Raw genomic sequence first — 24,390 nt, forward strand, 5'->3', positions numbered from 1 at the left:
GGCTGCAGCTCTTCGGCAGTCTCCACCAGGATCGCGCGGTCCGCACCGATCGCCATCGCCGTGCGCAGCGTCTCCTGGCATTGCGTGACGCCGCAGGAAACGGCGATCACTTCCGTGACCACGCCCTTTTCCTTCAGCCGCACCGCCTCCTCCACCGCGATCTCGTCGAACGGATTCATGCTCATCTTCACGTTCGCGATGTCCACACCCGTGTTGTCCGACTTCACGCGGACCTTCACGTTGTAGTCCACCACGCGCTTGACGGGGACCAAGACCTTCATTGCTGCGGCTCCTAAAGGGTTGATTGATTGACGTAACGTAAACCGATCCATTCTATGCCCCGCCCCGTGCGCAGCCTGGCTCGCGGGAGGGGAATTGCGCCGGCGAACCCGCCGCGCACAAAAAAAGAACGATCGTGCTTTTTATCGGAGTATATCCGCGTCCGGTCACGCCGTGGGCGGCGGCGCGGACGCTTGTGCGACATCGGCGGCATACAGGGACCCGGCGGGCGGCGGCCCGCCGGCCTGCAGGCGCACCACGCGCTGGGGATAGGGGATGTCGATGCCCTCGGCGCGCAGGCCTTCGAGGATGGCGATGTTGATCGCCGAGCGCAGATTGACCGTGCCGGCCGAAGGGTCGCTGACCCAGAAATTGAGGCTGAACTCCAGCCCGTCGGGCGCGAAGTTGACCAGGTAGGCCACCGGTACCGGGTCGGCCAGCACGCGCGGCTGGGCGGCTGCGGCACCGCAGAGGATGGCCTGCACGCGCGGCACGTCGCTGTCGTAGCCCACAGTGATGTTGGTGGTGATGTTGAACTTGCGGTCGGCATCCGAGAGGTTCTCCACGCGCTGCGTGATCAGCGTCTCGTTGGGCACGATGGACTCGCGCCCGTTGCCCGCGCGGATCAGGGTGTAGCGGGTCTTGATGTCGGTGATGCGGCCCTCGAAGCCGTCCACGCGCACGTTGTCGCCGATGCGCAGCGAGCGCTCCAGCAGGATCACGAAGCCGCTCACGTAGTTGGAGGCGAGCTTCTGCAAGCCGAAGCCCAGGCCCACGCCGACGGCACCGCCCAGCACCGAGAGTGCCGTCAGGTCCACGCCCACGGCCGAGAGCGCGAACAGCAGGCCCACCAGCAGCAGCCCCGCCCGGGTGGCATTGGCGGCCACCTTGCGCATGGAGAGGTCCACGATCGTGCGGTCCAGAAGGCGTCGCTCCAGCGTGGACGACAGCCACAGCGCCAGCAGCATCACCACGGTGGCCGAGAGCGACCCTTCGATCAGCGTGAGCGCCGTGACCTGCGATTTGCCGAAGTGGATGGCGACACCGGCCAGTTCCGCACGCACCGCGGGCAGCAGGCCCACGATCCAGAGCACTGCCACGCCCCAGGCCAGCCAGGAGACGATGCGCTCCACCAGCCGCATGGCGGCGGATTTCGGGAATGCGTTGGCGAGGATGCGCGCGAAGAACCGGATCAGCACCAGCGAGCTGAGCACCGGCACCGCCACGCGCAGCAGGAACACGGGCTGCAGCAGCACCGTCTCCACGCCCACGCGGGCGGCATAGGCCAGGGCCAGTGCCAGCAGCGGAAACATCAGCCCATCGACCGTGCGGCGGCCGAACCACACCGAATCGGGCGGCTGCTGGCGGCCGAGGATGCGGCTCGCTCCGTAAGCCAGGGCGAGGCAGGCGGCCAGCACGGCCGCCTCCAGCCAGGAGCGCGATTGGCTGAAATCGCGGATCAGCGCGTGGAGGGCTTCCATGGGCGGGAATCGGAGGACATCGTTGGACGGCGGATCCGGAGCGCGGCGGCGAGCCCCGGCAGGAGTGGTCTGGAGCTTACCCTGTCGCCGCGGCGCGGAGCGCCTGCGCGCGCTGGCCGGCGAAAAGCCATGGTCCGGATGCGATCGTGCGCCGCAACTGCGCCGTCAGGTTCCTGCAGGGGGTGGCGGGGGAGCGTCGGCAGCCGCCTTCCAAGCTGGCGCGCGCTTCTCGGCGAACGCACGGGCGCCCTCCTGCGCAGACCCGTCCACCATGTTCGTGGCCATGGCCTGGCCGGCGAGCTGGTAGGCCGCCTCCACGCCGAGTTCGCGCTGCTGGTAGAAGAGCGCCTTGCCCATGGCGACAGCGGCACGGGGCTTGCCGAGGATGGAAAGCACCAGCGATTCGACCTCGGCATCCAGCGCCTCGGGTGGCACCACACGGTTGACCAGGCCCTCGGCCAGCGCGGTGCGTGCGTCGATGAAGTCACCGGTGAGCAGCATCTCCATGGCGCGCTTGGCCGGCACGTTGCGCACCAGCGGCACGCTGGGCGTGGAGCAGAACAGGCCATAGTGGATGCCGCTGGTGGCGAAGCGCGCGCCCTCGGCCGCCACGGCCAGGTCGCACTGCGCGACCAGTTGGCAGCCCGCCGCGGTGGCGATGCCCTGCACGCGCGCGATCACCGGCACCGGCAGGCGCTGGATCGACAGCATCATGCGGCTGCACTGCGCGAAGAGGCGCTTGTACCAGGCCGCATCGGGGTGCGAGGCCATGTCCTTGAGGTCGTGGCCGGCACAGAAGGCCTTGCCCTGCGCGGCCAGCACGACCACACGGGCCTGCGTGTCCTGGGCGACCGCATCGAGTGCCTGCTGCAGCGCGGAGAGCATGCCGTCGCCCAGCGCATTCAATCGCGCAGGGTCGGCCAGCGTGAGGGTCACGACGCCGCGGGCATCGCGCGCGGTGTGGAGCAAGGGGGCGTCGGGAGCGGAGGCGGCAGGTTCGGTCATGGCGGAAGAAAAGGCTCGGGGCTTGTCGGCAGGCGATCCGCATCACAGGTCGGCCAGCACGCGCACATGGGCCTCGACGCTGCGCGCGAGGGCATCCATCACATAGCCGCCCTCCAGGCAGGAGACGATGCGGCCCTTGGCGTAGCGGCGGGCGATGTCCTTGATGCGCTGCGTGATCCAGGCATAGTCCTGCTCGGTGAGGCCGAGCTGGCCCATGTCGTCGTCGCGGTGGCCGTCGAAGCCGGCCGAGACGAAGATCATCTCTGGCTTGAAGGCCTCCAGCCGCGGGATCCAGAGCATCTCGATCAGCTCGCGGATGTCCATGCCGCGCGTGTAGGCGGCCACGGGCACGTTGAGCATGTTGGGCGCCGGGTCCTGGTCGCCGCTGAACGGGTAGAACGGGTGCTGGAAGATGCCGACCATCAGCGCGCGCGGGTCGCCCGCGAGGATGTCCTCGGTGCCGTTGCCGTGGTGCACGTCGAAATCCACCACCGCCACACGCTGGAGCTTGTAGCGCTGCAGTGCGTACTTGGCCGCGATCGCGACGTTGTTGAAGAAGCAAAAGCCCATGGCCTTGCTGCGCGTGGCGTGGTGCCCGGGCGGGCGCACGCAGCAGAAGGCGTTCTCCAGCTCGCCCGCGATGACGGCGTCGGTGGCGGCCAGCGCCGCGCCCGCGGCCCGCAGCGCGGCCGGCCAGGTGTGGGGGTTGATGGAGGTGTCGGGATCGACCTGCGCATGCGTGGGGCCGCCGGCCAGGATCTCTTCCGCGAGCCGGTCGGACATGCCGCGCAACGCTGCCACGTGCATGCGGTCGTGCGCCAGCTCGACATCGGCCAGCGAGGCCTCGGGCGCCTCGAAGCGCTCCAGCGCGTCGGCCACGCCGGTGGCCAGCAGCCGGTCCTCGATGGCGTCCAGCCGTCCCGGGCATTCCGGGTGGCCCGGTCCCATCTCGTGCTTCCAGCATTCGCGGTGCGTGAAATAGCCTGTGCCGCCCACCATGAATCCCTTGTCTCTGGTTTTTTTCGGATAACTTCGGGTCTCATGAACACACAGCACAAGATCCGGTCGCTTCTGGATCAGCTTAACACGGTGATCGTGGGCAAGAAGCCGCAGGTCCAGGACTGCGTGGCCTGCCTGCTGGCCGGCGGACACCTGCTGATCGAGGACGTGCCGGGCGTCGGCAAGACCACCCTGGCCCATGCGCTGGCGCGCACCTTCGGGCTGCAGTTCTCGCGGGTGCAGTTCACGGCCGACCTGATGCCCAGCGACCTGACCGGGGTCTCGGTGTACGAGCGCGGCCGCGAGTCGTTCGTGTTCCATCCCGGTCCGGTGTTCGCCCAGGTGCTGCTGGCCGACGAGATCAACCGCGCCAGTCCCAAGACGCAGAGCGCGCTGCTGGAGGCCATGGAAGAGAAGCAGGTCACGGTGGAGGGCGAGACGCGCGCCCTGCCCCATCCCTTCTTCGTGATCGCCACGCAGAACCCGCACGACCAGCTCGGCACCTTCGCGCTGCCCGAAAGCCAGCTCGACCGTTTCCTCATGCGCATTTCCATCGGCTACCCCGACCGCGCGGCCGAACGCCAGTTGCTGGCCGGCGGCGACCGCCGCGACATGGTGGAGGGCATGCTGCCGCTGCTCTCGCCGGGGGAGCTCGAATCGCTGCAGCAGCAGGTGCTGGCGGTGCATGCGGCCGAGCCGCTGCTCGACTACGTGCAGGACCTGATCGCCGCGACGCGCTCCGGGCGCTGGTTCCTGCAGGGCCTCTCGCCGCGCGCCGGCATCGCGCTCATCCGCGCAGCCAAGGCCCAGGCCCTGATCGCCGGCCGCGACTACGTGGCGCCGGACGACGTGCAGGCCGTGCTGCCGCAGACCATCGCCCACCGCCTCGTGCCCGTGGGGGACGCTGGCCGGGGCGCGGCGGAGCAGGTGGTGGCGATGGTGGAAGCCATTCCGTTGAAGTGATGGGACACCCCCCTGAGCGGCTGCGCCGCTTCCCCCCGCTCTCGCCGTGCTGCGCACGGCGGGCAGGGGGACGACGCCGGTGGCCCGGCGAAGCCGGTTCCACGGCGTCTGCTGGTATGGCCTGCTCCGCGGCCACTCGACGGGTAAGGCCGCGCGATCAACTGTGCCGTGAACATGTCGGGCACCGTGGTTCATAGGCTCATCGTCTAGAAAAATCCATGAGCTTTATGGCTACCGAAGCCCTCTCTCGTACGGTATCGCCGCGGAACCCGATCACCGCACTCCGCCAGCGGCTGCAGCGCTGGTGGCAGGCGCGGCTGCCGCGCACGGACACCACGCTGCTCACGCAGCGCAATGTGTACATCCTGCCGACGGGCGCGGGGTGGATGCTGGCGCTCACGCTGCTGGTGCTGCTGGTGGCGTCGATCAATTTCCAGCTCAACCTGGGTTACCTGCTCACTTTCCTGCTGGCGGGCAGCGCGGTGGCGGGCATGCACGTGTGCCATGCCACGCTGCGCGGGCTGACGCTGCACCTGCTGCCGCCGGAGCCGTGCTTCCTGGGGCAGAGCGCGGCGCTCGGGATCCAGCTGTCGAGCACGCGCAAGTCGCCGCGCCACGGCATCGCGCTGGCGGTAAATGGCGGCGGTGCGCCGCATTGGGCGTGGACGGACGTGCCCGCCCAGGGCACGGCCAGCGTGCAGGTGGCCTTCCAGCCGCAGCGCAGGGGGCTGCACGACGTGCCGCTGCTCACGGCCGAGACGCGCTTCCCGCTGGGCACTTTCCGGGTGTGGACGCTCTGGCGCCCGGCCGCGCAGGTGCTGGTCTATCCGCGCCCCGAACTGCCGCCGCCGCCCCTGCCCGCGGGCGAGCCGGCCCCGGGCGGCGCGGGCAGCGCGCCGGCGCAGGGCATCGGCGAGTTCGATGGCGTGCGCGCCTACCGGCGGGGCGATCCGCTCAAGCTCGTGGTCTGGAAGAAGGCCGCGCGGTCGATCGCCACCGGCACGGACGACCTCGTGAGCCGCGACGCGCAGCAGACGCGGCGGCAGGAGCTGTGGCTCGACCTGGCGCTCACCAGCCTCACCGATCCCGAGGCCCGCATCTCCCGCCTCGCCTCCTGGGTGCTGCAGGCCGAGCGGCAGAACCTGGACTACGGCCTGCGGCTGCCGTCGGGCGAGATCGCCCAGGGCAGCGGCCCGGCCCACGAGCGGCGCTGCCTGGAGGCGCTGGCGCTGTGCTGACCACGACCTGCCCTCCCCTTCGCCCCGGCCGCCCGCCGGAAGGCCCGGCCGCATGACCGCACTGCGCCGGACATTCGCGAACCTGCCGCGCGAGACGCGCGACACGCTCTTCCTGCTCGCCACGGTGGGCTGTGTGGTGCTGCCGCTGGCGCCCTACCTGCCCGCGTGGACCACGGCGCTCGCCGCCGCCGTGCTGGCGTGGCGGGGCGTGCTCGCGCTGCGCGGCCGTCCGCAACCCGGGCGCTGGCAGCTGGGCGTGCTGCTGGCCACATCGGTCGCGCTGACGGTGGTGTCGCACGGCACCATCGTGGGCCGCGATGCGGGCGTCACGCTCATCGTGATGCTGCTGGCGCTCAAGACCATGGAAGTGCACGCGCGGCGCGACGCCATGGTGCTGTTCTTCCTGGGCTTCTTCACGATGCTCAGCAACTTCTTCTTCTCGCAGTCGCTCGCGACGGCCGCCGCGATGCTGGTCGCGCTGCTGGGCCTGCTGACCGCCCTGGTCAATGCCCACATGCCGGTGGGCCGGCCGCCGCTGTCCGTGCCGCTGCGGCTGGCGGGGCGCATGGCGCTGCTGGGCGCACCGGTGATGCTCGCGCTGTTCCTGCTGTTTCCGCGCATGGCACCGCTCTGGGGCATGCCCAGCGAGAATCCGACGGGACGCAGCGGGCTGTCGGGCCGCATGGAGATCGGCAACGTGGCCTCGCTCGCGCTCGACGACGGCATCGCCCTGCGCGTGCGCTTCGACACGCCGGGCGGCGAGCCCCCGCCGCAGAGCGCGCTGTATTTCCGGGGGCCGGTGTTCTCGGCCTTCGATGGGCGCGAATGGTTCGCCTTCGGGCAACCGGGCGCTCCGGCGGCGTCCTGGCGTCCCCCTGCCCCCCCGGCGCTGCAGGTCGAAGGCGAGCCCTTGCGCTACGAAGTCACGCTGGAAGCGCTGCGCGTGCCCTGGCTGCTCACGCTCGATGCCGCGCCCGAGCCGCCCGTACTGCCGCCGGGCCTGCGCGCGTCGATGGCGCCCGAACTCTCCTGGGTCGCGAGCCGCCCCATCAACGAGGTGCTGCGCTACCGGGCCGCCAGCTACACGCGCTTCACGCACGGCCCGCTGGAGGACTCTCCGCGGCTGCGTCCCTACCTGGAACTGCCCGAGGGTTTCGATCCGCGCACGCGCGCCCTGGCCCGGCAGATGCTGGCGGAGCCGGCCGTCGCCGCAGGCGGCGCCGCGGCCTTCGTGCAGGCCGCGCTGGAGCGGCTGCGCACGGGCGGCTACAGCTATACGCTGGAACCGGGCGTCTATGCCGAGCACACGGCCGATGCCTTCTGGTTCGACCAGAAGGCGGGCTTCTGCGAGCACATCGCGTCGGCCTTCGCGGTGCTGCTGCGCGCGGCCGGCATCCCGGTGCGGATCGTTACCGGCTACCAGGGCGGCGAGATGAACGGCGTGGACGGCTACTGGACCGTGCGCCAGGCGGACGCCCATGCCTGGACCGAAGTCTGGCTCGCGGGCCGCGGCTGGGTGCGCGTGGACCCGACCGGGGCTGTCTCGCCGGCCCGCATCGGCAACTTCCAGCGCCTGCAGGCGCCGCGCGGAGTGTTCGGCACGGCGGTGGACACCGTCATCGGCCGCGGCATCGCCGCCCGCGCACGCGCCGTCTGGGAGGCCGTCAACAACCGCTGGAACCAGTGGGTGCTCAACTACACGCAGAGCCAGCAGCTGGACCTGCTCAAGGCCCTGGGCGTCTCGTCGCCCGACGCGCAGGACCTGGCCCGCGTGCTCGGAGCGCTGGCCGCGGCCGCGGCGCTGGCCGGCGTCGGCTGGAACCTGTGGGAGCGCCGCAGGCAGGACCCCTGGCTGCGACTGCTGGACCGGGCGCGCCGCCGGCTCGCGAGGGCGGGCCTGCCCCTGCCCGGCCACCTGCCGCCGCGCGCCATGGCGCAGCAGGTGCGGGACCGTTTCGGGGAGTCCGCCGAGCCGGCCGCGGGCTGGCTGCTGCGCATGGACCAGGCACGTTACGCTCGCCAATCCGATGCCACGCTGGCGCGCCTGCGGCGGGAGCTGCGCGGCCTGCGCTGGCCCGCCTCCGGTGCCCCTTCGACCCGCCGCTGACCGCGGGCCCGGCCCGCCGCCTTTTTCCCTGTCTTCGATTCCATGCCTTTCGCGATGCCTTTCGCCCGCCCCACCGCCCTCCTCGTCCTCGCCTGCGCCGCCGCCCTGGTCCTGCCACCGGCCGCCCTGGCCCAGAAACCCGCCAGGAAAAAGGAGAAACAGGCCGCGCCGGAAGTGCTCTACGCGCAGCGGCCCGAGGCCCTGCGCTTCGCCGACGACCTCGCCGAGCGCCGCGGCCTGGACCGCGAATGGGTGCGGCAGGCCATCGGGCAGGCCCGGTTCCTGCCGCAGGTGCCGCGCCTCATGCTGCCGGCCCCCAGGGGCACCGCCAAGAACTGGACCGCCTACCGCGCGCGGTTCGTGGAGCCCGTGCGCATCCGCGCGGGCGTTCGCTTCTGGAACGAGCATGCCGACACGCTCGCGCGCGCCGAGCGCGAATACGGCGTTCCGGCCGCGATCATCGTCGGCATCCTGGGCGTGGAGACGCTCTACGGGCAGCACATGGGCGGCTTCCGCGTGATGGACGCGCTCGCCACGCTGGCCTTCGATTTTCCCGCCGCGCACCCGCGCGCCACGGAGCGGCAGGCCTTCTTCCGGGGCGAACTGGAGCAGTTCCTGACGCTGGCCGACCGCGTCGGCACCGATCCCTTCGCCCTGCGCGGCAGCTACGCGGGCGCCATGGGCATGGGCCAGTTCATGCCCACCAGCTGGGCGCGCTGGGCGGTGGATTTCGACGGCGACGGCCGCATCGACCTGTTCAACAGCCCGGCCGATGCGATCGGCTCGGTGGCCAACTACTTCCAGGCCCACGGCTGGGTAAGCGGGCTGCCCACGCATTACGCCGTGGCCTTCGACGAAGGCAGCCTGCGCCTGCCCGAGTTGCTCGCGCCCGACATCCTGCCCAGCTTCACCGCCGCCGGAATGCAGGAGCTCGGCGCCCGCCCACTGCCGGCGGAAGGCGCTGCCACCCAGCCCGACGCCGCGGGCCCGATGGCGCTGATCGAGCTGCAGAACGGCAGCGCCCCGGCGGCCTACGTGGCCGGCACGCGCAATTTCTACGTGGTCACGCGCTACAACTGGTCGAGCTATTACGCGATGGCGGTGATCGAGCTCGGACGGGAAGTGGCGGCGGCGCGGTAGCGCGCGGCGCATGGGGCGCCCGCCCCCGGCCCCGGCGGGCGGACCTTCGAGGTGGCGCCTCCTGCCGGCTCGGCATCGCCGGGCCCGGGCCGTTGCGGCCCGGCTGCCGCGTGGGCACCGCGGATCGAGCGAATGCTGCCGGAACGCCCCGGCAGCGCCATCCACACGCCAATCGGTTATCGCACGCCGTCAAAAAACGATTGGTCCCGCCGCAGCAACTTCCCTAGCATGGCTTCGCCAACTCGGCCGCTGATCGAGAAGCAAAGCCCCGCCACGCCGGACCACCTTTCTCCGCGAAGGGTTCCGGGAGCGCGGAACTGCAAGGCAGGTTTTCATCCGGTGCCCCGGAAAGCACCCACCACCGGCCGCCTGCCCTGAAACGACAACACATTGGAGACAGGAGTCCACTCATGCAAAAAGCCCAGAAGTGCCTTCGGGCGCTCTTCGTGGCCACCACGCTGGCCGTGTCCTTCGGCAGCGCGCAGGCCCAGTCCGGCGGCTACCTGCTGGTCCACTTCACCGGCGAGTCGGCATCGGGCGAGCAGACCTACATGGCAGTGAGTTCCGACGGAATGCACTGGACGGACCTGAACAACAGCCAGCCCGTCCTCCTGTCCACCGTGGGGGAAAAGGGCGTGCGCGACCACTCCATCGTGCGCTCTCCCGACGGCACCAAATACTGGATCCTCGCCACGGATCTGCGCATCGCGAGCGGCAAGGGCTGGGACACGGCCATGCACCGGGGCAGCACCAAGCTCGTCATCTGGGAATCCTCCGACCTTGTGCATTGGTCCGCGCCGCGCCTGGCCGACGTGGCCGGCGCCATTCCGAACGCGGGCTGCGCCTGGGCGCCCGAAGCCATCTGGGATCCGGAATCCAACGCCTACATCGTGTACTGGACCACCATCTCGCCGCGCGACGGCAAGGACAAGCCCCGCATCTACTACGCCAGGACCACCGACTTCGTGACCTTCACGCCGCCTCAGCTCTACATCGATCGGCCGGGCGACCAATCCATCATCGACACGCAGATCCTCGAAGTGGCAGGCAGCGTGGGCGGATACAGATACGTGCGCGCCTCCGGCGATGGCCAGATCACGCTGGAAGGCAGCCAGTCGATACTGGGCTCGTGGACGACCATCGGCGATCTGTCGCAGGTGGGCCTGACGGGCCAGATGGTCGAAGGCCCCATCCTCTTCAAGTTCAATGGCGAGACCCAATGGGGCCTGTGGGTCGACCAATATGCATCGGGCAAGGGCTACCTGCCGCTCACCTCGATCAACATGGGCAGCGCGCAGAACTGGCAGATCGCGCCGCAGGGCTCGTACAACCTGGGCGCGAGCCACAAGCGCCACGGCGGCATTCTGCCCCTGAGCGATGCGGAGCTGAATCGCCTGACGACGCAGTGGGGCGGCTCCACCCCCATCAACCGCATCCAGTCCAGCAACTTCCCCGACCGGTACGTGCGCCACGCCAATTTCACGTCGGTACGCATCGACGCCAATGTCTCGCCGCAGGATGATTCGAAATTCCGCATCGTCAAGGGACTCGCCGACAACGCAGGCTACGTGTCCTTCGCTTCGGTCAACCAGCCCGGCTACTACCTGCGCCACAAGAACTTCGGGTTCGAACTCGCTCCTTATGACGGATCGCCCCAGTTCGCCGCCGATGCCACCTTTGCCGAGGAGCCCGGCCTGGCCGACAAGGCGGGCAGTTCCTTCCGGGCCTACAGCCAGCCGAACTACTACGTGCGCCACTACGCCTACCAGTTGCGCCTGGACACCATAGGCGACGCGACAGCGCGCAGCGACGCGACGTTCCGCGTCACCGACTGAGGCCGGGTCCCTGCGGGTCAGCCCGGGCGCCGCGGAACCCGTGGCCCGGGCCCTCCATGCCGAACCGCACGCCCGGCGTGCCCGCGCGCTCCGTCGATTCGGCGCGCGATTCGACTCTGCGTGAGGGGCGGGCGCGTGCTCGGGTCCGGGTACGGCGCCTCAGTGCCCGCCAGTCTTCGTCCCGGCCCCGCCGCGGTAGCCGGCCAGCAGGAAGAACACGGCCACCGCCAGCAGCCCGATCAGCGCCGCGGAGGTGTTCAGCAGCACCCGGTGGGCGACCGAGAAGGCCGCCTGCCCTGCCCCGATCAGCGCCGCCGCCGGGCCCTGTGCCAGTTGCTGCGCGACCACGTAGGCATCGCCGATCGAACGGGCTGCCTGCGCGGCGAGCGGCGGCGCGAGGTCCGGCGGCAGCGCGATCGCATGGCTGAACACCACGGACATGAACACCCCGAACAGGGTGATGCCCAGGCCGCTTCCCAGTTCGTAGCCGGTGGCCTCCAGCGCCCCGGCCGCACCGGCCCGGTCCGGCCCGACCGATCCCATGATCGCGATGGACGACGCCGTCAGCCCCACGCTCAGCGCCAGCCCGAGCAACGCCAGCGCCGCGGCCACGGGCACGCCGCCTTCGTGGAAATCCGCCCGGGCCAGGTAGGCCAGGGCCGCGCCGGACACCGCCAGCGACAGGCTGGCGACCCGGCGCAGGCCGAAGCGGTTCGACAGGGTGCCCGCCAGGGGCCCGCCCACGGCTGCCGCGGCCATGATCGGCACCATGAAGAGGCCGGCCTGCAGCGGGCTCTTTTCCAGCACGTATTGCAGCTCCTGCGCCAGCGTCAGCTCCACGCCGGCCAGGGCGCCGCTCGCGACGACCGCCATGGCGATGCCGGCGAGGATCGCGGGGCGCGAGAACAGCGACAGGTCCAGCATCGGCGCTGCCGAGCGCAGCTGCAGGCGCGCGAACACCGCCAGCAGGGCCGCCCCCGCCGCCAGCGCCGATGCCGCCACGGCCGGCGGCTGCCCGCCCCCGAAGCCCGACTTGAGGCCGTACACCGCGGCAATCATGCCCGCGATCAGCAGCAGCGCCTGCCCGGCAGGCCACCGGCCGGCCGCCGTGCGCTCCGGCCGCGGCAGCAGCAGGAACACGGCCGGGAACACGACCAGCATCACCGGCACGTTGATGAGGAACGCAGCGCCCCACCAGAAATGCTCCAGCAGCGCCCCGCCGACCAGCGGCCCCACGGCGGCCCCGGCCGCGCCCACGGTGCCCCAGAGGCCCAGCGCCATCGCGCGCTCCCGTTCATCCTCGAACGTGCGGCGGATGATGCCGAGCACGCACGGCATGATCATCGAGCCGCCCAGCGCGAGCAGCACGCGCGCCGCGATCAGCAGCGCCGGACTGGGAGCGAACGCCGCCAGCAGGGACGCGAGGCCGAAGACCGCCAAGCCCGCGAGCAGCAGCCGCCGGTGGCCGGTACGGTCCGCCAGCGTCCCCATGGGCACCAGCAGGCCCGCCATGAGCAGCGGATAGATGTCGATGATCCAGAGCACCTGCGTGCCCGATGCGCTCAGTGCCAGCGTCAGCGACGGCACGGCGATGTGCAGGATCGTCATGTCGATCACCACGGGCAGGAAGGCCAGCATCACGGCGGCAAGGACCAGCCACCGCTGCGCGGAGGACGTGGAAGGAGAAGACAACGCGGACATGCACCACCCGGATGAAACGCAATGCCGTGGAATATAAATACATACGTATTTATTTCAACCCAAGCCCCGCGGATTCCAGGGCACAATGCCGTCCGGAACGCCAGCCATGGGCAGAAAACCGACCATCACCCGCGACAGACTGCTCGACCTCGCGCAGCAGATCGTGCGCGCCGAGGGCGCCAGGGGCCTCACCATCGATGCCCTGGCCAGGGCCGCCGGCATTTCCAAGGGGGGCGTGCAATATTCCTTCGCCTCCAAGGAGGATCTCGTCCGCGGGCTGGTCGCGCGCTGGACGCAGGCATTCGATACGGCGATGGCGGCGCAGGACACCGGCACCACAGCCCTCGGCTTCGTGCACGACTACATCGGCGCCATGCGGTCCTCCGACACCGCCACGGACGCGAAGATGGCAGGCCTGCTCATCGCCTACCTGCAGGACCCCGACAACCTGCGCGACATGCGGGCGTGGTACGAGGAAGTCCTCGCCCGCCTGGGCGACAAAACGCCCCAGGCGCGCGCGGCCCGCGTTGCCTTCCTGGCCGTCGAAGGCCTGTTCCTGCTGAGGATCGGCGGCATCGACGACAGCGTGCGGTGGATGTCCCTGCTGGACGATATCGACGCCCTCCTCCGCCAGATCACCGGCACCTGACGGCTTCCCAGCTCTTCTGTAAGCAGCTGTGCGCGGCATGCGGCAGAACCGCCCGGCGATGGGTGTTCCCGCCGGCAGAAGTGCCTGCTGCGGGGAGCGCAAGCGGCGCCACGCGGTCGAGCATGTCCCCGAACACGCGCTTACAAGAGCTCCCGGATCCGGTGCCTATCATCTTCCCGCCTTCCGCGGAGCGGAATCGTGTACACCTTGCCTTTCCGCCGGCGGGCCAGACCCACATCCAACACCCTCGGGGAGAAAAAACACATGCACACATCCTTCCACAAGCCGGGCCTGCGCGGCCTCGCCAGCACCCTGGCGCTCGCCGCGCTGGCGGCCTGCGGCGGAGGCGGCGGCGGCACCCCTGCCGACGCCGCGCGCAGCGAACCCGCCAGCGCCGCGGCGCCGGCGGCACCCACCGATGCGAACGCCACGGTCACCGCCGACACCCGGGCCACGGCAGCGGCCTGCGATGCCCCCACCCCGATGGCCGTGCCGGCCACCGGCACCGTGGTCGGCAACGGCACGCCCCGGAGCTGCACGCTGCAGGCCCTCGCGCAGGCCGTGGAGACCGGCGGCCACGTCACCTTCGCCTGCGGCAGCGCGCCCGTCACCATCGCCGTCACGCGCGAACTGCGCGCGCCGCAGAACACCGTGATCGACGGCGGCAACCTCGTCACCCTGGACGGCGGCGGCAAGAACCGCATCCTCGTGTCCGGCAACAACCGGTCGCTGTCGGTGCGCAACCTGCGCTTCATCAACGGCGCGGCCGCGCAGACCATGGAGGGCGAAGGCATCGGCGGCGCCGTCTCCGGCCCCTACCTGAACCGCATCGAGGTGATCCACAGCACCTTCGAGAACAACAACGCAGGCCGTGGCGGCGGCGCGGTGGGGGTGGGCACTGCCGGCTCGCTGGTGATCTCCGGCAGCACGTTCAAGAACAATGGCGCGTGGTACGGCGGCGCGGTGTACAGCCTGCTGTCGCCGCTCACGGTGGTCAATTCGGTCTTTCAGGGCAACAGCGCCAACACCAGCGGCAAGCTCGGCGACGGCGGCGCCATCGGCACCGACGGGGCCTCCGCCAGCCCGAACGATGCCGAGGGCGGCGAAGTGCGCATCTGCGGCACGCAGATCACCGGCAACACCGGACGCGGCAACGGCGGCGGCGCCTATCTCTGGGTGTACCCGCCCGACAAGATCACCATCGACCGCACCACGGTGGCCAACAACCATGCGGAACCCAACGGCCGCAACAACCCCGGCACCGGCGGCGGCATGCGCGTGAGCAACGGGGCGATCACCATCCGCGACTCGAGCTTCCTCGCCAACGCCAGCGACGGCAACGGCGGCGCGCTCTACCTGGAATGCGCTCCCAGCTGCGCCATCCGCAACAGCACCTTCCAGGGCAACTCCGCCAAGTCCTACGGCGGCGCCATCTTCGGCGACGGCCACCAGGACAGCAACGTCACCTTCGCCGGCAACAGCGCGGGCGGCCATGGCGGCGCGCTCTTCGGCAAGAACTTCACGCTGCGCAATACCGTGTTCGTGGACAACACCGCCGGCAACCCCTGGAAGCAGGCGCTGTCGTGCAGCACCACCGGCACGGGCGACCACGTCGTGCAGTGGCAAGGCGCCACGGCGAATGGCGGGGGCGACCGCTGCATCCAGAACGTGACCGCGGCCAACCCGGTGCTCGCCGCCCCGGCCGACAACGGCGGCCCCACGCCGACCATGCTGCCCGGCTCCGGCAGCGCCCTGCTCAAGGCGGGCGCCGGCTGCGAAGCCACCGACCAGCGCGGCGTGGCGCGCGACACCAGCCGCTGCGATATCGGGGCCGTGGAAGTGCGCTGAGCGCCGCCCTGACGCCCCCCCCCCCCCCCCCCCCTCCGGCCCCCCAGCCGCGCAGCCACAGCCACATCTGCATCGCCGGCCGCTGGCACCCCCCCCCCGCCGCAGCCTCCGGCACCGGCGGGGGGGCGAGTTCAGCGCATCTGAGCGAGCATGCCGGCGTAGCCCTGCTCGTAGCGGCCGAAATGGCCCGACGCCTGGGTACCGTGCAAGGCGTCTTCCTCCGAAGTGATCGCCGGTTGGGCGGTTCCATCGGGGGCGATCCGGCAATTCCACGGGTGCGGGTTGTCGATCCCTTCCTCCTGCAGCGCCGCCCGGGCTTCCAGGTAGGAGGCCTGGCAAGCGCTTATCGTGTTGTATTCGACCCGCTCCATGCCGTCGGCGAATTCACGGGGAGTCATCCGGGTTCTTGCCGCCGCTTCAAAGTGGGCAGCGAATACACCCGCCAGGGAGGCGTTGGTCAATTCGAAGGCGAGAATGGCCACGGCATGGGAGCGGCTGCGCATGTAGATATCGCCCAGGACCACGGCCCGCTGCGAGGTATCGCAATACCCGGTAGCCACCTCGGGATCGATGCGGATGCTCACCGGGCCGCCTGCCTGGACTGCCTGCATGGTCTGGCGAAAGGTCGGCGAATGCGCGAACACGAAGAAGAGATCCTGGACCGCCTTGGTAATCCTCTGGTCATCCGTGTCGTACCGCAGCGACGAGGACACGTCGAGCCATGCGTGGGCCATCTGTGGGGTCACGGTGGAGGAAGGGGCAGCACGCGAGGCCGCGCTCGCGTACATGGTCGCCGGAACGCCCCACGCAGGCGCCATTGCCATCGCCATCGGAGCCTCGTGGTGGTGGCCGCTTGCATGGCGCGGAAGGGACGGCAACGCCTCGCGCAGCGCATGGGTGGAAAACGAAGAAGAGCCCCGGGGCGACGCCGGGGGAGATCCGGCGGAATTGCCGCGCGCAGCGGCCTGGTGCCGGAAAGCGGCATAGGCCGCGGGATCGTAAAGGGCGGGAGAGGTTTGAAAAAAGTCCATCACAGTGAAAGGAGAAAGCTACTTTCACGATCTTCGCACCCCGGCGGGCGGCCCCGGCAGAGCGGCGCGAATGCCTCTTCAGCCGCGCGAATGGCGTCTCACGGCCGCCGCATCTCGCACCGCGAGGGCATTTCGGCCTGCTCCGCCGCGATCCGCCGCACCACGCGGAACCCGTAGCCCGAACCCTCCACGTCGAACGGCACGCCCGGCGTGCCGGCACGCTCCATCACGCCAACCACCAGGGGCTGCTGGAACTGGTGGTCGGCCGCGCGCATCGCGCCCGCCTGCCCGGCCAGTTGCACGCGCGAACTTTCCATCGCTCGCGCAACGGCGGTGGTGTCTGTCGTGCCGGCACGTTCCATCGATTCGGCGAGCGATTCGACCATGAGCTGCATGCGCATGTGCACGTAGTCGTCGGCGGGGCTGGGAAACCGCTGGCGGAACGACCGGTAGAAAGCCTCGCTCTCCTTCGTGGGTACGTTGGGCAGCCAGTCGGCCACGGCCACGACCTTGTCCACCCCGGCGTCGCCCAGGGCCGCGGGCGCCCCCAGGGCATTGCCGTAGAAGGTGTAGAAGGTGCCGGCGTAGCCCACCTCGCGCGCGGCCTTGACCAGCAGCGTGAGGTCGTTGCCCCAGTTACCGGTGACGACGGCCTGGGCACCGCTGGCCTGGATCTTCACCGCATAGGGAGCGAAATCCTTCACGCGGCCCACGGGATGCAGTTCCTCGCCGAGGATCTTCACGTCCGGCCGCTGCGCGGCCAGCTGGCGCCGCGCCTCGCGCAGCACGGCCTGGCCGAAGCTGTAGTCCTGGCCGACCAGGTACACGCCCTGCAGGCCCTTGTCGGCGCGGATGGCCTGCATCAGGGCCGCCATGCGCATGTCGGCATGGGCATCGAATCGGAAGTGCCAGAAGCTGCACTTCTCGTTGGTCAGGATGGGATCGACCGCGGAATAGTTCAGGAACAGCACGCGCCGCGCCGGATCGCGCTCGTTGTGCTTGTTGATGGCCTCGATCAGCACGGCCGCAGTGGCCGACGAATTGCCCTGCAGCACGACGCGCGCGCCGGCATCGATGGCCGCGCGCAGCGCGGACAGCGCCTCCTCGTTCTGGCCCTTGCTGTCGTAGCGCTCCAGCACCAGCGGACGCGCGCCGCCCGCCGCGGCGGGCAGCTTCACGCCGCCACGGGCATTCACCCGCTCGGTGGCCCAGAGCACATTGCGGTACACGGCCTCGCCCGTGTTGGCGAACGGGCCGGACAGGCTTTCGATCAGCGCGATCCTGATGGGCGCGGCCGCAGGCGACTGCGCTGCTGTGGCTGGCGTGGACGCAGAGGCCGCACAGGCCAGCTGGCCTGCGCCCAGCATGGAAATGGCAGCTGCAAGCGCCGCGGCAGCGTGGCGGGCCACGGCGGGTGCCGGGTACGGGAGGCGCGGAATGGAAGCGTTCATGGGAGCGGTGATGGAACGGCGCGAAGGGGCGCCGGTGCCAGGCCCCGGGGCCGGTACGGATGGTGCCGCCCCGGCCGGGACGGTCAGGGAAGGATGGCAGGCGGCCCCGAGGGGATCGCGGGCGCCGAGGCAGCAGGAGCGGCGGGAACCGGCGGCGTCGCGAACACGGGGTACGGCAGCACCTCGGGCAGCGGGTCGGAGGCCGGTGCGCGCTGCGGCGCGACCGGAGAGGTTTTGACAGGGCTTTCGGCCGGATCCTTCACCTCGCCGGACTCGCGCGCCTCGCGCACCATGGCCTCGGTATCGGGCGTCTTCGGCACCTTGGGCGAGGCCTGCCCCACCTCCGTGGGTGCCTCGCGCGGCGGAATGAAGCGGTCGAAGACCTGGAAGAAACGGTCGTAGAAGCGTGCGTCTGTGACGGTTTCGCTGCCCACCTTCACGAGGGTGTCGTCGCTGGCCGTCACGGGCAGCGACAGCGAGCCCAGCGCCCCCACGCCGAGGGAGGCCGAATTGTTGATCTTCTTGATGACGTAGCGGTCCTGCAGGGCACTGGCGAAGACCGCCGTGCGCTGCTTCTCCGGCCCTTCGGAGGCGCAGACGACGCGCATCTCCACCTGGTAGTGGATGTCGGTGGACGGCTGGAAGTACTTGCGGCCGGCCACCACCTCCGCGCTGGCGGTGCCCACGAGGTAGCCCTGGCTCAGCAGCGCGCGGCGCGCGCCCTCGCACACCCTGGCGGGGGGCGCGTCGATGTGGCGCGTGTAGATGCTGGCACTGGTGTTGAAATCGTCGGGATCGAAGCGGGAGGCACGGTCCAGGCCCGGCATGGAGTTGGGCACCCCCGTGCAGCCGGCGAGCACGGCGAGGGCCGCCGCGGCGGCGGCCGCACGCAGCGGGCGGTCACACGGATGGGAGTGCGGGCGGGAATGCGGTCGCAGGATGTCTTGGAGGCAAAAAGGCATGGGCTTGGCGGCAGGATTCCTGACCCCGCATTGTGCTGGTTGCGATTTCGCGCGACTGCGAAGGGGTTGTAACCCCTCGCAACACAGGGGTGCGATTCTGCCGTGGCACGCGGGTTCCCTGTGCAAGAAACCCCTTGAAAAGCGCTGCAGGATGCGCATCTGCATCCCAAGCGGCGAACCCGGGCGCCGCGTCCCACAGTGTTCCTGGCGCCCCGTGCGCCATCCCCTTTTTCCAAGGAGTTCCGACATGTTCTTCGCCCCCGTCATCCGCCGCACCGCCTATGGCAACCGCCCCGCCGCTCCCGCAGATTTCGCGCTGCAGCGCTTCATGCAGAGCACCCTGGCCAGCCAGGGCACCACGGTGTCGCAGGACGACAAGACCGTGACCCTGCAGATCGACGTTCCGGGCCTGGCCCGCGAACAGCTCAACGTGACCATCGAGGGCCAGCAGGTGCGGCTCTCCAGCGTCGAAGGCGCGCCCCGCCAGGTGCAGCGCGCCTGGGAGCTGGCCGACGAGATCGACGCGTCCGCCAGCTCCGCCAGGCTCGAGAACGGCGTGCTCACGCTGGTGCTCGCCAAGGTGGTGCCGCAAAGCCGCGCCACCCAGCTCGCCATCGGCTGATCGGCGCTTCCGGCTCCGCCCTCGGTTGTCGCCCTTGCGCCCGTGCCTTCGCTGGCCCGGGCGCTTTTTTGTGCCCGTGCACCCGCGTACCTGCACAGGGCCCGCTACGCCAGCGCGTCCAGCGGCCAGCGCGGCTTCACGTCGAACGCGTACTCGCGGTTGGGGGCCTCGCGCCCCGCCTGCAGGCGCATGGCGGCGGCCATGGCGATCATGGCGCCGTTGTCGGTGCACAGGTGCAATTCGGGATAGTGCACGCGCACACCCATGCGGGAGCAGGCGGCGTCCAGCTGCGTGCGCAACAGCCGGTTGGCACCCACGCCGCCAGCCACCACCACGCGGCGCAGGCCGGACTGCTGCAGCGCAGCCAGTGTCTTCTTCACGAGCACATCGACGATGGCCGCCTGCGTGCTGGCGGCCAGGTCGGCCTTGCGCGCGGGCAGGTCGTCGCCGAGCTTCTTCGCCTGCGTGAGCACCGCCGTCTTGAGGCCGGCGAACGAGAAATCGAGGTTGCCGCTGTGCAGCAGCGGCCGCGGCAGCTTGAAGGCCGCGTCGTCGCCCAGCTCCGCCAGCCGGGACAGCGCGGGCCCGCCCGGGTATCCCAGGCCCAGCAGCTTGGCGGACTTGTCGAACGCCTCGCCGGCCGCGTCGTCGATGGTCTCGCCCAGCAACTCGTAGCGGCCCACGCCGTCCACGCGCATCAACTGCGTGTGGCCACCCGAGACCAGCAGCGCGACGAAAGGGAATTCCGGCGGGTCGGCGCTCAGGAAGGGCGACAGCAAATGGCCTTCCAGGTGGTGCACGCCCAGCACCGGCCGGTCCAGCGACGCCCCCAGGGCGCAGGCCACGCCTGCCCCCACGAGCAGCGCGCCGGCCAGGCCCGGCCCGCGCGTGTAGGCCACCACGTCCACCTCCGCGAGCCGGCAGCCTGCCTCGGCCAGCACGGTCTCGGTGAGCGGCAGCACGCGCCGGATGTGGTCGCGGCTCGCCAGCTCGGGCACCACGCCCCCGTAGGCCTGGTGCATTTCGATCTGGCTGTGCAGGGCATGGGCGAGCAGCGTGGGCACGCTGCCGTCCGCCGGCGCGCGCACCAGGGCCACGCCGGTTTCGTCGCAGGAGGATTCGATTCCGAGGATCAGCTGGCTCATGGGCCTGCAAGTGTAGTGGGGCCTCTGCTGCCGCACGGAAACTGCCCCCACCGAAGAAATCATTTTCATCATTTTTAATTAGATAAACGTTCTATTTGAAAAATTTGATCACCCCGAAAAGAACAAAGACTTACATTTGGCCGGTCCATCCACCCCTGCCGGCATGCGTGGCCGAAACCCGCTGCTGCCGGCACCGCTCTTCCGGGAGATCCGCCCATGCCCCGTCCCGACACCTACCCGCTCCGTCCCGGCCGCCGAGGGCGCGGCCGCTCCGCGTGGCCGCTGGCCGCGCTGGCGATGCTGCTCGCATCTTGCGGCGGCGGCTCCGGGAGCGACTCCATGGCCGCCCGCGATGGCGACATCGCCGCGAGCGCAACCACCCTGTCCTCGTCCGGTGACCTGCCGGCTCCCGTTCCAGCCGCCCTGGTGGCGCAACCGACGTTCCATGTCGCGCCGGTGCTGCTGCCCGAGCCCGCTTCGCAGGATGCGGCCACGGGCGACCCGATGCAGCCGCGAACGACCCCCATCGATGCCGGCGTGGCGGCGCTGTCCACGCGGCAGCTGACCCCGGACCGCATCGAGGCCGCCATGGCGCAGAGCCTGCGCGCGCCTTCCGGCAGCGGTGCGCAGGAAGCCCGCGCCGCTGGCGTGGTCACCACGTACACACCCGCCCAGGTGCGCGCGGCGTACGGCCTGCCGGCGCTGCCCGCGCCGGGCACTGCGCCGACCGCGCAGCAGGCCGCGCAAATGGGCGCGGGGCAGACGATCTATGTCGTGGCGGCGCGCCACAACCCGAACGTGGCGGCGGAACTGGCCACGTTCAACCAGAAGTTCGGCCTGCCGGCCTGCACGGCGAAAGTGCTGCCCGCCGCCACCTCCCTGCCACTGCCCGCGCCGGCGGCCACCGCCGGCTGCGAGCTGTGGGTGGCCTATGCCACGGCCACGGGCGGACTGGCGGGCACGGCGCCCGCCTACGACGCAGGCTGGGCCACGGAAATCGCGCTGGACGTGCAATGGACCCACGCCATCGCGCCGGCCGCGCGCATCGTGCTCATCGAGGCGCCCGACGCATCGGTCAACGCCCTCACCGCCGCCGTGCGGCTGGCCAACGCCATGGGACCAGGGCAGGTGTCCATGAGCTTCGCCGCACCGGAGGGCAGCTGGAGCAGCGGGCTCGAATCCGCCTTTACCGGGACACGCATGGGCTACCTCGCAGCCACCGGGGATTCGGGCGCGGGCGTGATGTGGCCGGCCGCATCGCCGGGCGTGCTCGGCGTGGGCGGCACCTCGCTGAGCTATTCCGGCACCGGCCCCCGCTCCGAAGCGGCGTGGTCGGGCACGGGCGGAGGCACGAGCGCCTACTTCGCGACCCCCGCCTACCAGCAGTCCGGCCTGCCCGGCGTGGGCTCGGTGCCCCGCCGCACGGTCGCCGACGTGGCCATGAACGCCGACCCCTCCACGGGCCAGTACGTGGCCGTGATCCCGCAGGCCGGCGGCACCGCGCAGTGGCTGAGCGCCGGCGGCACCAGCCTTTCCACGCCGATGTGGTCGGGCCTGATGGCGGTGGCCGGCGCGCTGCGCGCGCAGGCCGGCAAGGAAATGCTGGGCCGGCCCCATGCCGTGCTGTACGGCACGGTGGGCGCCCAGCCTTCCAGCTACGCGGCCGGCTTCCTCGACGTGGCGGCCGGCAGCCACGGCACCTGCGCCACCTGCACCGCCCGCGCCGGCTACGACCAGCTCACCGGCCTGGGCACGCCGCGCGCGGCGGACCTGCTCGGCCTGCTGGCCGGATCCACCGTGGCCGCACCGCCGCCGGTCGTCGGCAGCGCCGCTGTGAGCGGGCTGGCCGGGCAACCGCTGTCCTTCACCGTCTCCGTGGCATCGGCCAATCCGGTCGGCTTCAGCCTGGCCGGCGCCCCTGCCGGCATGGCGGTGTCCGCCACGGGTGTGGTCACCTGGGCCGCACCCGTGGCAGGCAGCTACGCGGTCGCCGTGACGGCGCGCGACACCAAAACGGGCCTGAGCGGCCAGGGCACCTACACGGTCACCATCGCGGCGCCCGTGCCGCCCTCCGTGCCGGGCGGCAGCGTCTCCGGCACCGCGGGCGTGCCGCTGTCGTTCAGTGGCGCCGCCGCCTCCGTCAACCCTCTGCGCTATGCGCTGGGCGGCGCGCCGTCCGGCATGGTGATCGGCACGGACGGCGCCGTGGCCTGGCCGCGCCCCGTGCAGGGCACTTACACAGTGACCGTGGAGGCCACGGACACGCGCACCGGTCTCACCGGCCGCGGCACTTACACGGTGCGGATCGCGGCGGCCGGCAGCAGCACGCCTCCGAGCGGGCTGTCGATCGCCGCCGCGCCCTGGACCGGCACGGCCGGCCAGGCGCTCACCGGCACCATCACGGTCTCCGCCCCCGGAGCCACCTGGGTATCGGTGACGATCACCGGCGCTCCGCTGGGCATGGGCTTCTCGATGCAGGGCACGACGGTGACCGCCCGCTGGCCCGCGCCCGTGGCTGGCAGCTACACGCTGGCCATCGTGGCGCGCGACTCCCTGGGCCGCACCGCACAGGCCGCGGTGCCGGTGTCCATCCGCTGAGCGCCCGGGGCGCCGGCCAGGCGCTGCGGTCCTTCCGCCCTCACCAGCGGTCGGACCGCATGCGCAGCTCCCACTGGCCCGCGCGCATGCCGTACACGCCGACCGCCCCGTAACGCTGCTCCCCCTTCTCGTCCCATTTCATGGTGCCGGTGACGGGGGCGTAGCCGTTGATGGCATGGAGCGCCTTCGTGATCTCGCGCGGGTCGGCCGACTTGGCCTGCTGGATGGCCGCCGAGAGCACGTAGGTGGCGTCGTAGCTGTAATGCCCCCCATAGGCCGGTGCCCGCTTGAAGGCGCGGTCGTAGCGGTCCAGGAACTGCCGGCCCGCGACGAACTCGCGCGCCTCCAGCACGGGCGAGGTGGCGTAGATGGCCGCCAGCTTGCGGTCGCCCTTGAGCATGTCGGTGGTCTTGATGGTGTCGCCGCCCAGGATGCTGACGCGGGTGTAGTTCGCCTGCACCAGCGCATCGATGAGGGCCAGCACCTGGAAGTCGTTGAGGGTGGTGACGATCACGTCCACGCGCTCCTGCTGGAGCTTGCCGGCCAGTGCCTTGAAGTCGGTGGTCTTGTCGTCGAAGGATTCGCGCACCGAGACCTTGCGCTTGTCCTGCGCGATCTGCGCCGCGGCGCCGTCGGCCAGCCCCTTGCCGTACGGCGTGCCGTCGTCGAGCACGGCGTAGCTGGATGCGGACAGCTGCGTGGCCGCGAACGAGCCCATGGCGCGCGCCTGCAGGGCATCGTTCGCCACGAGCCGGAAGGTGCCCGGGAACCCCAGCTCCGTGAAGCGCGGATGGGTGGAGATGGCCAGCTGCGGGATGCCCTGGGCGGCATAGATGGGCGCGGCCTCGATGCTGACGCCGGAATTCAGGTGGCCCACCACGGCCACCACGCCCGATTCGACCAGCTGCTGCGCCACGGTCTTGCCCGTGGCGGCGTCCGCGCGGTCGTCCTGGGCCACCACCTCCAGGGTGACGCGCTTGCCATCCACCATGAAGCCGGACTGGTTCAGTTCGTCCACCGCCAGCTTCACGCCATTGAGCATGTCCTGCCCCAGCGCCGCGAGCGGCCCCGACAGCGGCTGCGCCACGCCGATCTTCACCGTGTCCGGCACGCGGCTGCAGCCCGCCAGCGACAGCGCGGCGCACGCCATTGCCAGCCCTGCCAGCGCCGCGCGCCGGCCGCCCCGCCCCGCCACTCCGTCCATCCCCTGCCTCGTCGTCTTGATCACGGTCGCTCCATCCATTGAGTTCGGTTGATTCCTGGGACGCAAGGTATATAAGAGCCCCGCCCCGTACGCTATCGGGTAACTCCTGCCTGATAGCAAGTTCCAATCCCG

The 24,390-nt window shown here is 70.7% G+C and carries 19 protein-coding genes; 9 read left to right on the forward strand and 10 right to left on the reverse strand.

The features are described 5' to 3' along the window. The 4 genes from T336_RS0118960 to T336_RS0118975 form a co-directional block, all read right to left on the reverse strand. A partial coding sequence (locus T336_RS0118960; RefSeq protein ID WP_026433729.1) for an electron transfer flavoprotein subunit beta/FixA family protein occupies window positions 1-281 on the reverse strand: 281 nt, incomplete at its 3' end. A gap of 165 nt (window positions 282-446) precedes the next feature. Further along, window positions 447-1,760 carry a mechanosensitive ion channel family protein gene (locus T336_RS0118965; protein WP_026433730.1) on the reverse strand — a complete coding sequence of 438 codons (1,314 nt, stop codon included), beginning with the start codon at window positions 1,758-1,760 and terminating at the stop codon, window positions 447-449. Window positions 1,761-1,925: 165 nt separating this feature from the next. After that, window positions 1,926-2,765, reverse strand: a complete 840-nt coding sequence (locus T336_RS0118970; protein WP_026433731.1) for an enoyl-CoA hydratase — start codon at window positions 2,763-2,765, stop codon at window positions 1,926-1,928. A 42-nt stretch (window positions 2,766-2,807) separates the two neighbouring features. Continuing rightward, the gene (locus T336_RS0118975) at window positions 2,808-3,764 is read right to left on the reverse strand and encodes a histone deacetylase family protein (RefSeq protein WP_035226569.1); all 957 of its coding nucleotides are present in this window, start codon (window positions 3,762-3,764) and stop codon (window positions 2,808-2,810) included. A gap of 42 nt (window positions 3,765-3,806) precedes the next feature. Here T336_RS0118975 and T336_RS0118980 point away from each other — a divergent pair, with 42 nt between their 5' ends. The 5 genes from T336_RS0118980 (at window position 3,807) to T336_RS0119000 (ending at window position 11,047) form a co-directional block, all read left to right on the forward strand. After that, entirely contained in the window at window positions 3,807-4,727 is a 921-nt protein-coding gene (locus T336_RS0118980) for an AAA family ATPase (protein ID WP_011795277.1), read from the forward strand. A 218-nt stretch (window positions 4,728-4,945) separates the two neighbouring features. Then, entirely contained in the window at window positions 4,946-5,965 is a 1,020-nt protein-coding gene (locus T336_RS0118985) for a DUF58 domain-containing protein (RefSeq protein WP_051647328.1), read from the forward strand. Window positions 5,966-6,017: 52 nt separating this feature from the next. After that, the gene (locus T336_RS0118990; RefSeq protein ID WP_026433734.1) at window positions 6,018-8,072 is read left to right on the forward strand and encodes a transglutaminase TgpA family protein; all 2,055 of its coding nucleotides are present in this window, start codon (window positions 6,018-6,020) and stop codon (window positions 8,070-8,072) included. Between the two features lie 42 nt (window positions 8,073-8,114). Further along, window positions 8,115-9,212 (forward strand): lytic murein transglycosylase B, encoded by a 1,098-nt coding sequence (gene mltB / locus T336_RS0118995; protein ID WP_019701677.1) that lies wholly within the window; start codon window positions 8,115-8,117, stop codon window positions 9,210-9,212. Window positions 9,213-9,622: 410 nt separating this feature from the next. Further along, window positions 9,623-11,047, forward strand: coding sequence for a glycoside hydrolase family 43 protein (locus T336_RS0119000; RefSeq protein ID WP_026433735.1), 1,425 nt, complete (start codon window positions 9,623-9,625; stop codon window positions 11,045-11,047). Between the two features lie 159 nt (window positions 11,048-11,206). Here the strand turns inward: T336_RS0119000 and T336_RS0119005 are convergent, their stop codons facing one another. Next, on the reverse strand, window positions 11,207-12,748 hold the full coding sequence (locus T336_RS0119005; protein WP_026433736.1) for an MFS transporter: 1,542 nt from the start codon (window positions 12,746-12,748) through the stop codon (window positions 11,207-11,209). Between the two features lie 106 nt (window positions 12,749-12,854). Here T336_RS0119005 and T336_RS0119010 point away from each other — a divergent pair, with 106 nt between their 5' ends. Continuing rightward, the gene (locus tag T336_RS0119010) at window positions 12,855-13,397 is read left to right on the forward strand and encodes a TetR/AcrR family transcriptional regulator (protein WP_026433737.1); all 543 of its coding nucleotides are present in this window, start codon (window positions 12,855-12,857) and stop codon (window positions 13,395-13,397) included. 264 nt (window positions 13,398-13,661) lie between these two features. Continuing rightward, window positions 13,662-15,245, forward strand: a complete 1,584-nt coding sequence (locus T336_RS0119020) for a choice-of-anchor Q domain-containing protein (RefSeq protein WP_026433738.1) — start codon at window positions 13,662-13,664, stop codon at window positions 15,243-15,245. A 131-nt stretch (window positions 15,246-15,376) separates the two neighbouring features. On the opposite strand, the gene T336_RS0119025 is transcribed toward T336_RS0119020, so the two are convergent. The 3 genes from T336_RS0119025 to T336_RS0119035 form a co-directional block, all read right to left on the reverse strand. Further along, window positions 15,377-16,276 (reverse strand): hypothetical protein, encoded by a 900-nt coding sequence (locus T336_RS0119025; RefSeq protein ID WP_244883991.1) that lies wholly within the window; start codon window positions 16,274-16,276, stop codon window positions 15,377-15,379. A 98-nt stretch (window positions 16,277-16,374) separates the two neighbouring features. Then, window positions 16,375-17,727 (reverse strand): branched-chain amino acid ABC transporter substrate-binding protein, encoded by a 1,353-nt coding sequence (locus tag T336_RS0119030; protein ID WP_026433740.1) that lies wholly within the window; start codon window positions 17,725-17,727, stop codon window positions 16,375-16,377. Window positions 17,728-17,810: 83 nt separating this feature from the next. Further along, window positions 17,811-18,689, reverse strand: a complete 879-nt coding sequence (locus T336_RS0119035; protein ID WP_026433741.1) for a DUF2242 domain-containing protein — start codon at window positions 18,687-18,689, stop codon at window positions 17,811-17,813. A 247-nt stretch (window positions 18,690-18,936) separates the two neighbouring features. Here T336_RS0119035 and T336_RS0119040 point away from each other — a divergent pair, with 247 nt between their 5' ends. Continuing rightward, window positions 18,937-19,311, forward strand: a complete 375-nt coding sequence (locus T336_RS0119040; RefSeq protein ID WP_026433742.1) for an Hsp20/alpha crystallin family protein — start codon at window positions 18,937-18,939, stop codon at window positions 19,309-19,311. Window positions 19,312-19,415: 104 nt separating this feature from the next. On the opposite strand, the gene tsaD is transcribed toward T336_RS0119040, so the two are convergent. Then, window positions 19,416-20,456 carry a tRNA (adenosine(37)-N6)-threonylcarbamoyltransferase complex transferase subunit TsaD gene (gene tsaD / locus T336_RS0119045; protein WP_026433743.1) on the reverse strand — a complete coding sequence of 347 codons (1,041 nt, stop codon included), beginning with the start codon at window positions 20,454-20,456 and terminating at the stop codon, window positions 19,416-19,418. Window positions 20,457-20,672: 216 nt separating this feature from the next. Here tsaD and T336_RS0119050 point away from each other — a divergent pair, with 216 nt between their 5' ends. Next, window positions 20,673-23,054, forward strand: coding sequence for a S53 family peptidase (locus T336_RS0119050; protein WP_244883992.1), 2,382 nt, complete (start codon window positions 20,673-20,675; stop codon window positions 23,052-23,054). Window positions 23,055-23,094: 40 nt separating this feature from the next. On the opposite strand, the gene T336_RS0119055 is transcribed toward T336_RS0119050, so the two are convergent. Next, the gene (locus T336_RS0119055; RefSeq protein WP_026433745.1) at window positions 23,095-24,258 is read right to left on the reverse strand and encodes a branched-chain amino acid ABC transporter substrate-binding protein; all 1,164 of its coding nucleotides are present in this window, start codon (window positions 24,256-24,258) and stop codon (window positions 23,095-23,097) included. Between the last annotated feature and the right edge of the window lie 132 nt (window positions 24,259-24,390).

Source organism: Paracidovorax oryzae ATCC 19882 (assembly GCF_000687165.1).
Classification (GTDB): Bacteria; Pseudomonadota; Gammaproteobacteria; order Burkholderiales; family Burkholderiaceae_C; genus Paracidovorax; species Paracidovorax oryzae.

Excerpts from the sequence above, each read along its gene's own strand:
- T336_RS0119025 (WP_244883991.1), bottom strand. The coding sequence starts at position 16,276 with ATGGACTTTTTTCAAACCTCTCCCGCCCTTTACGATCCCGCGGCCTAT.
- T336_RS0119055 (WP_026433745.1), bottom strand. The coding sequence starts at position 24,258 with ATGGACGGAGTGGCGGGGCGGGGCGGCCGGCGCGCGGCGCTGGCAGGG.
- T336_RS0119000 (WP_026433735.1), top strand. The coding sequence starts at position 9,623 with ATGCAAAAAGCCCAGAAGTGCCTTCGGGCGCTCTTCGTGGCCACCACG.
- T336_RS0118985 (WP_051647328.1), top strand. The coding sequence starts at position 4,946 with ATGAGCTTTATGGCTACCGAAGCCCTCTCTCGTACGGTATCGCCGCGG.
- T336_RS0119035 (WP_026433741.1), bottom strand. The coding sequence starts at position 18,689 with ATGCCTTTTTGCCTCCAAGACATCCTGCGACCGCATTCCCGCCCGCAC.
- T336_RS0119010 (WP_026433737.1), top strand. The coding sequence starts at position 12,855 with ATGGGCAGAAAACCGACCATCACCCGCGACAGACTGCTCGACCTCGCG.
- T336_RS0119020 (WP_026433738.1), top strand. The coding sequence starts at position 13,662 with ATGCACACATCCTTCCACAAGCCGGGCCTGCGCGGCCTCGCCAGCACC.
- T336_RS0119040 (WP_026433742.1), top strand. The coding sequence starts at position 18,937 with ATGTTCTTCGCCCCCGTCATCCGCCGCACCGCCTATGGCAACCGCCCC.
- T336_RS0118990 (WP_026433734.1), top strand. The coding sequence starts at position 6,018 with ATGACCGCACTGCGCCGGACATTCGCGAACCTGCCGCGCGAGACGCGC.
- mltB (WP_019701677.1), top strand. The coding sequence starts at position 8,115 with ATGCCTTTCGCGATGCCTTTCGCCCGCCCCACCGCCCTCCTCGTCCTC.
- T336_RS0119050 (WP_244883992.1), top strand. The coding sequence starts at position 20,673 with ATGCCCCGTCCCGACACCTACCCGCTCCGTCCCGGCCGCCGAGGGCGC.
- T336_RS0119030 (WP_026433740.1), bottom strand. The coding sequence starts at position 17,727 with ATGAACGCTTCCATTCCGCGCCTCCCGTACCCGGCACCCGCCGTGGCC.
- tsaD (WP_026433743.1), bottom strand. The coding sequence starts at position 20,456 with ATGAGCCAGCTGATCCTCGGAATCGAATCCTCCTGCGACGAAACCGGC.
- T336_RS0118965 (WP_026433730.1), bottom strand. The coding sequence starts at position 1,760 with ATGGAAGCCCTCCACGCGCTGATCCGCGATTTCAGCCAATCGCGCTCC.
- T336_RS0119005 (WP_026433736.1), bottom strand. The coding sequence starts at position 12,748 with ATGTCCGCGTTGTCTTCTCCTTCCACGTCCTCCGCGCAGCGGTGGCTG.
- T336_RS0118975 (WP_035226569.1), bottom strand. The coding sequence starts at position 3,764 with ATGGTGGGCGGCACAGGCTATTTCACGCACCGCGAATGCTGGAAGCAC.
- T336_RS0118970 (WP_026433731.1), bottom strand. The coding sequence starts at position 2,765 with ATGACCGAACCTGCCGCCTCCGCTCCCGACGCCCCCTTGCTCCACACC.
- T336_RS0118980 (WP_011795277.1), top strand. The coding sequence starts at position 3,807 with ATGAACACACAGCACAAGATCCGGTCGCTTCTGGATCAGCTTAACACG.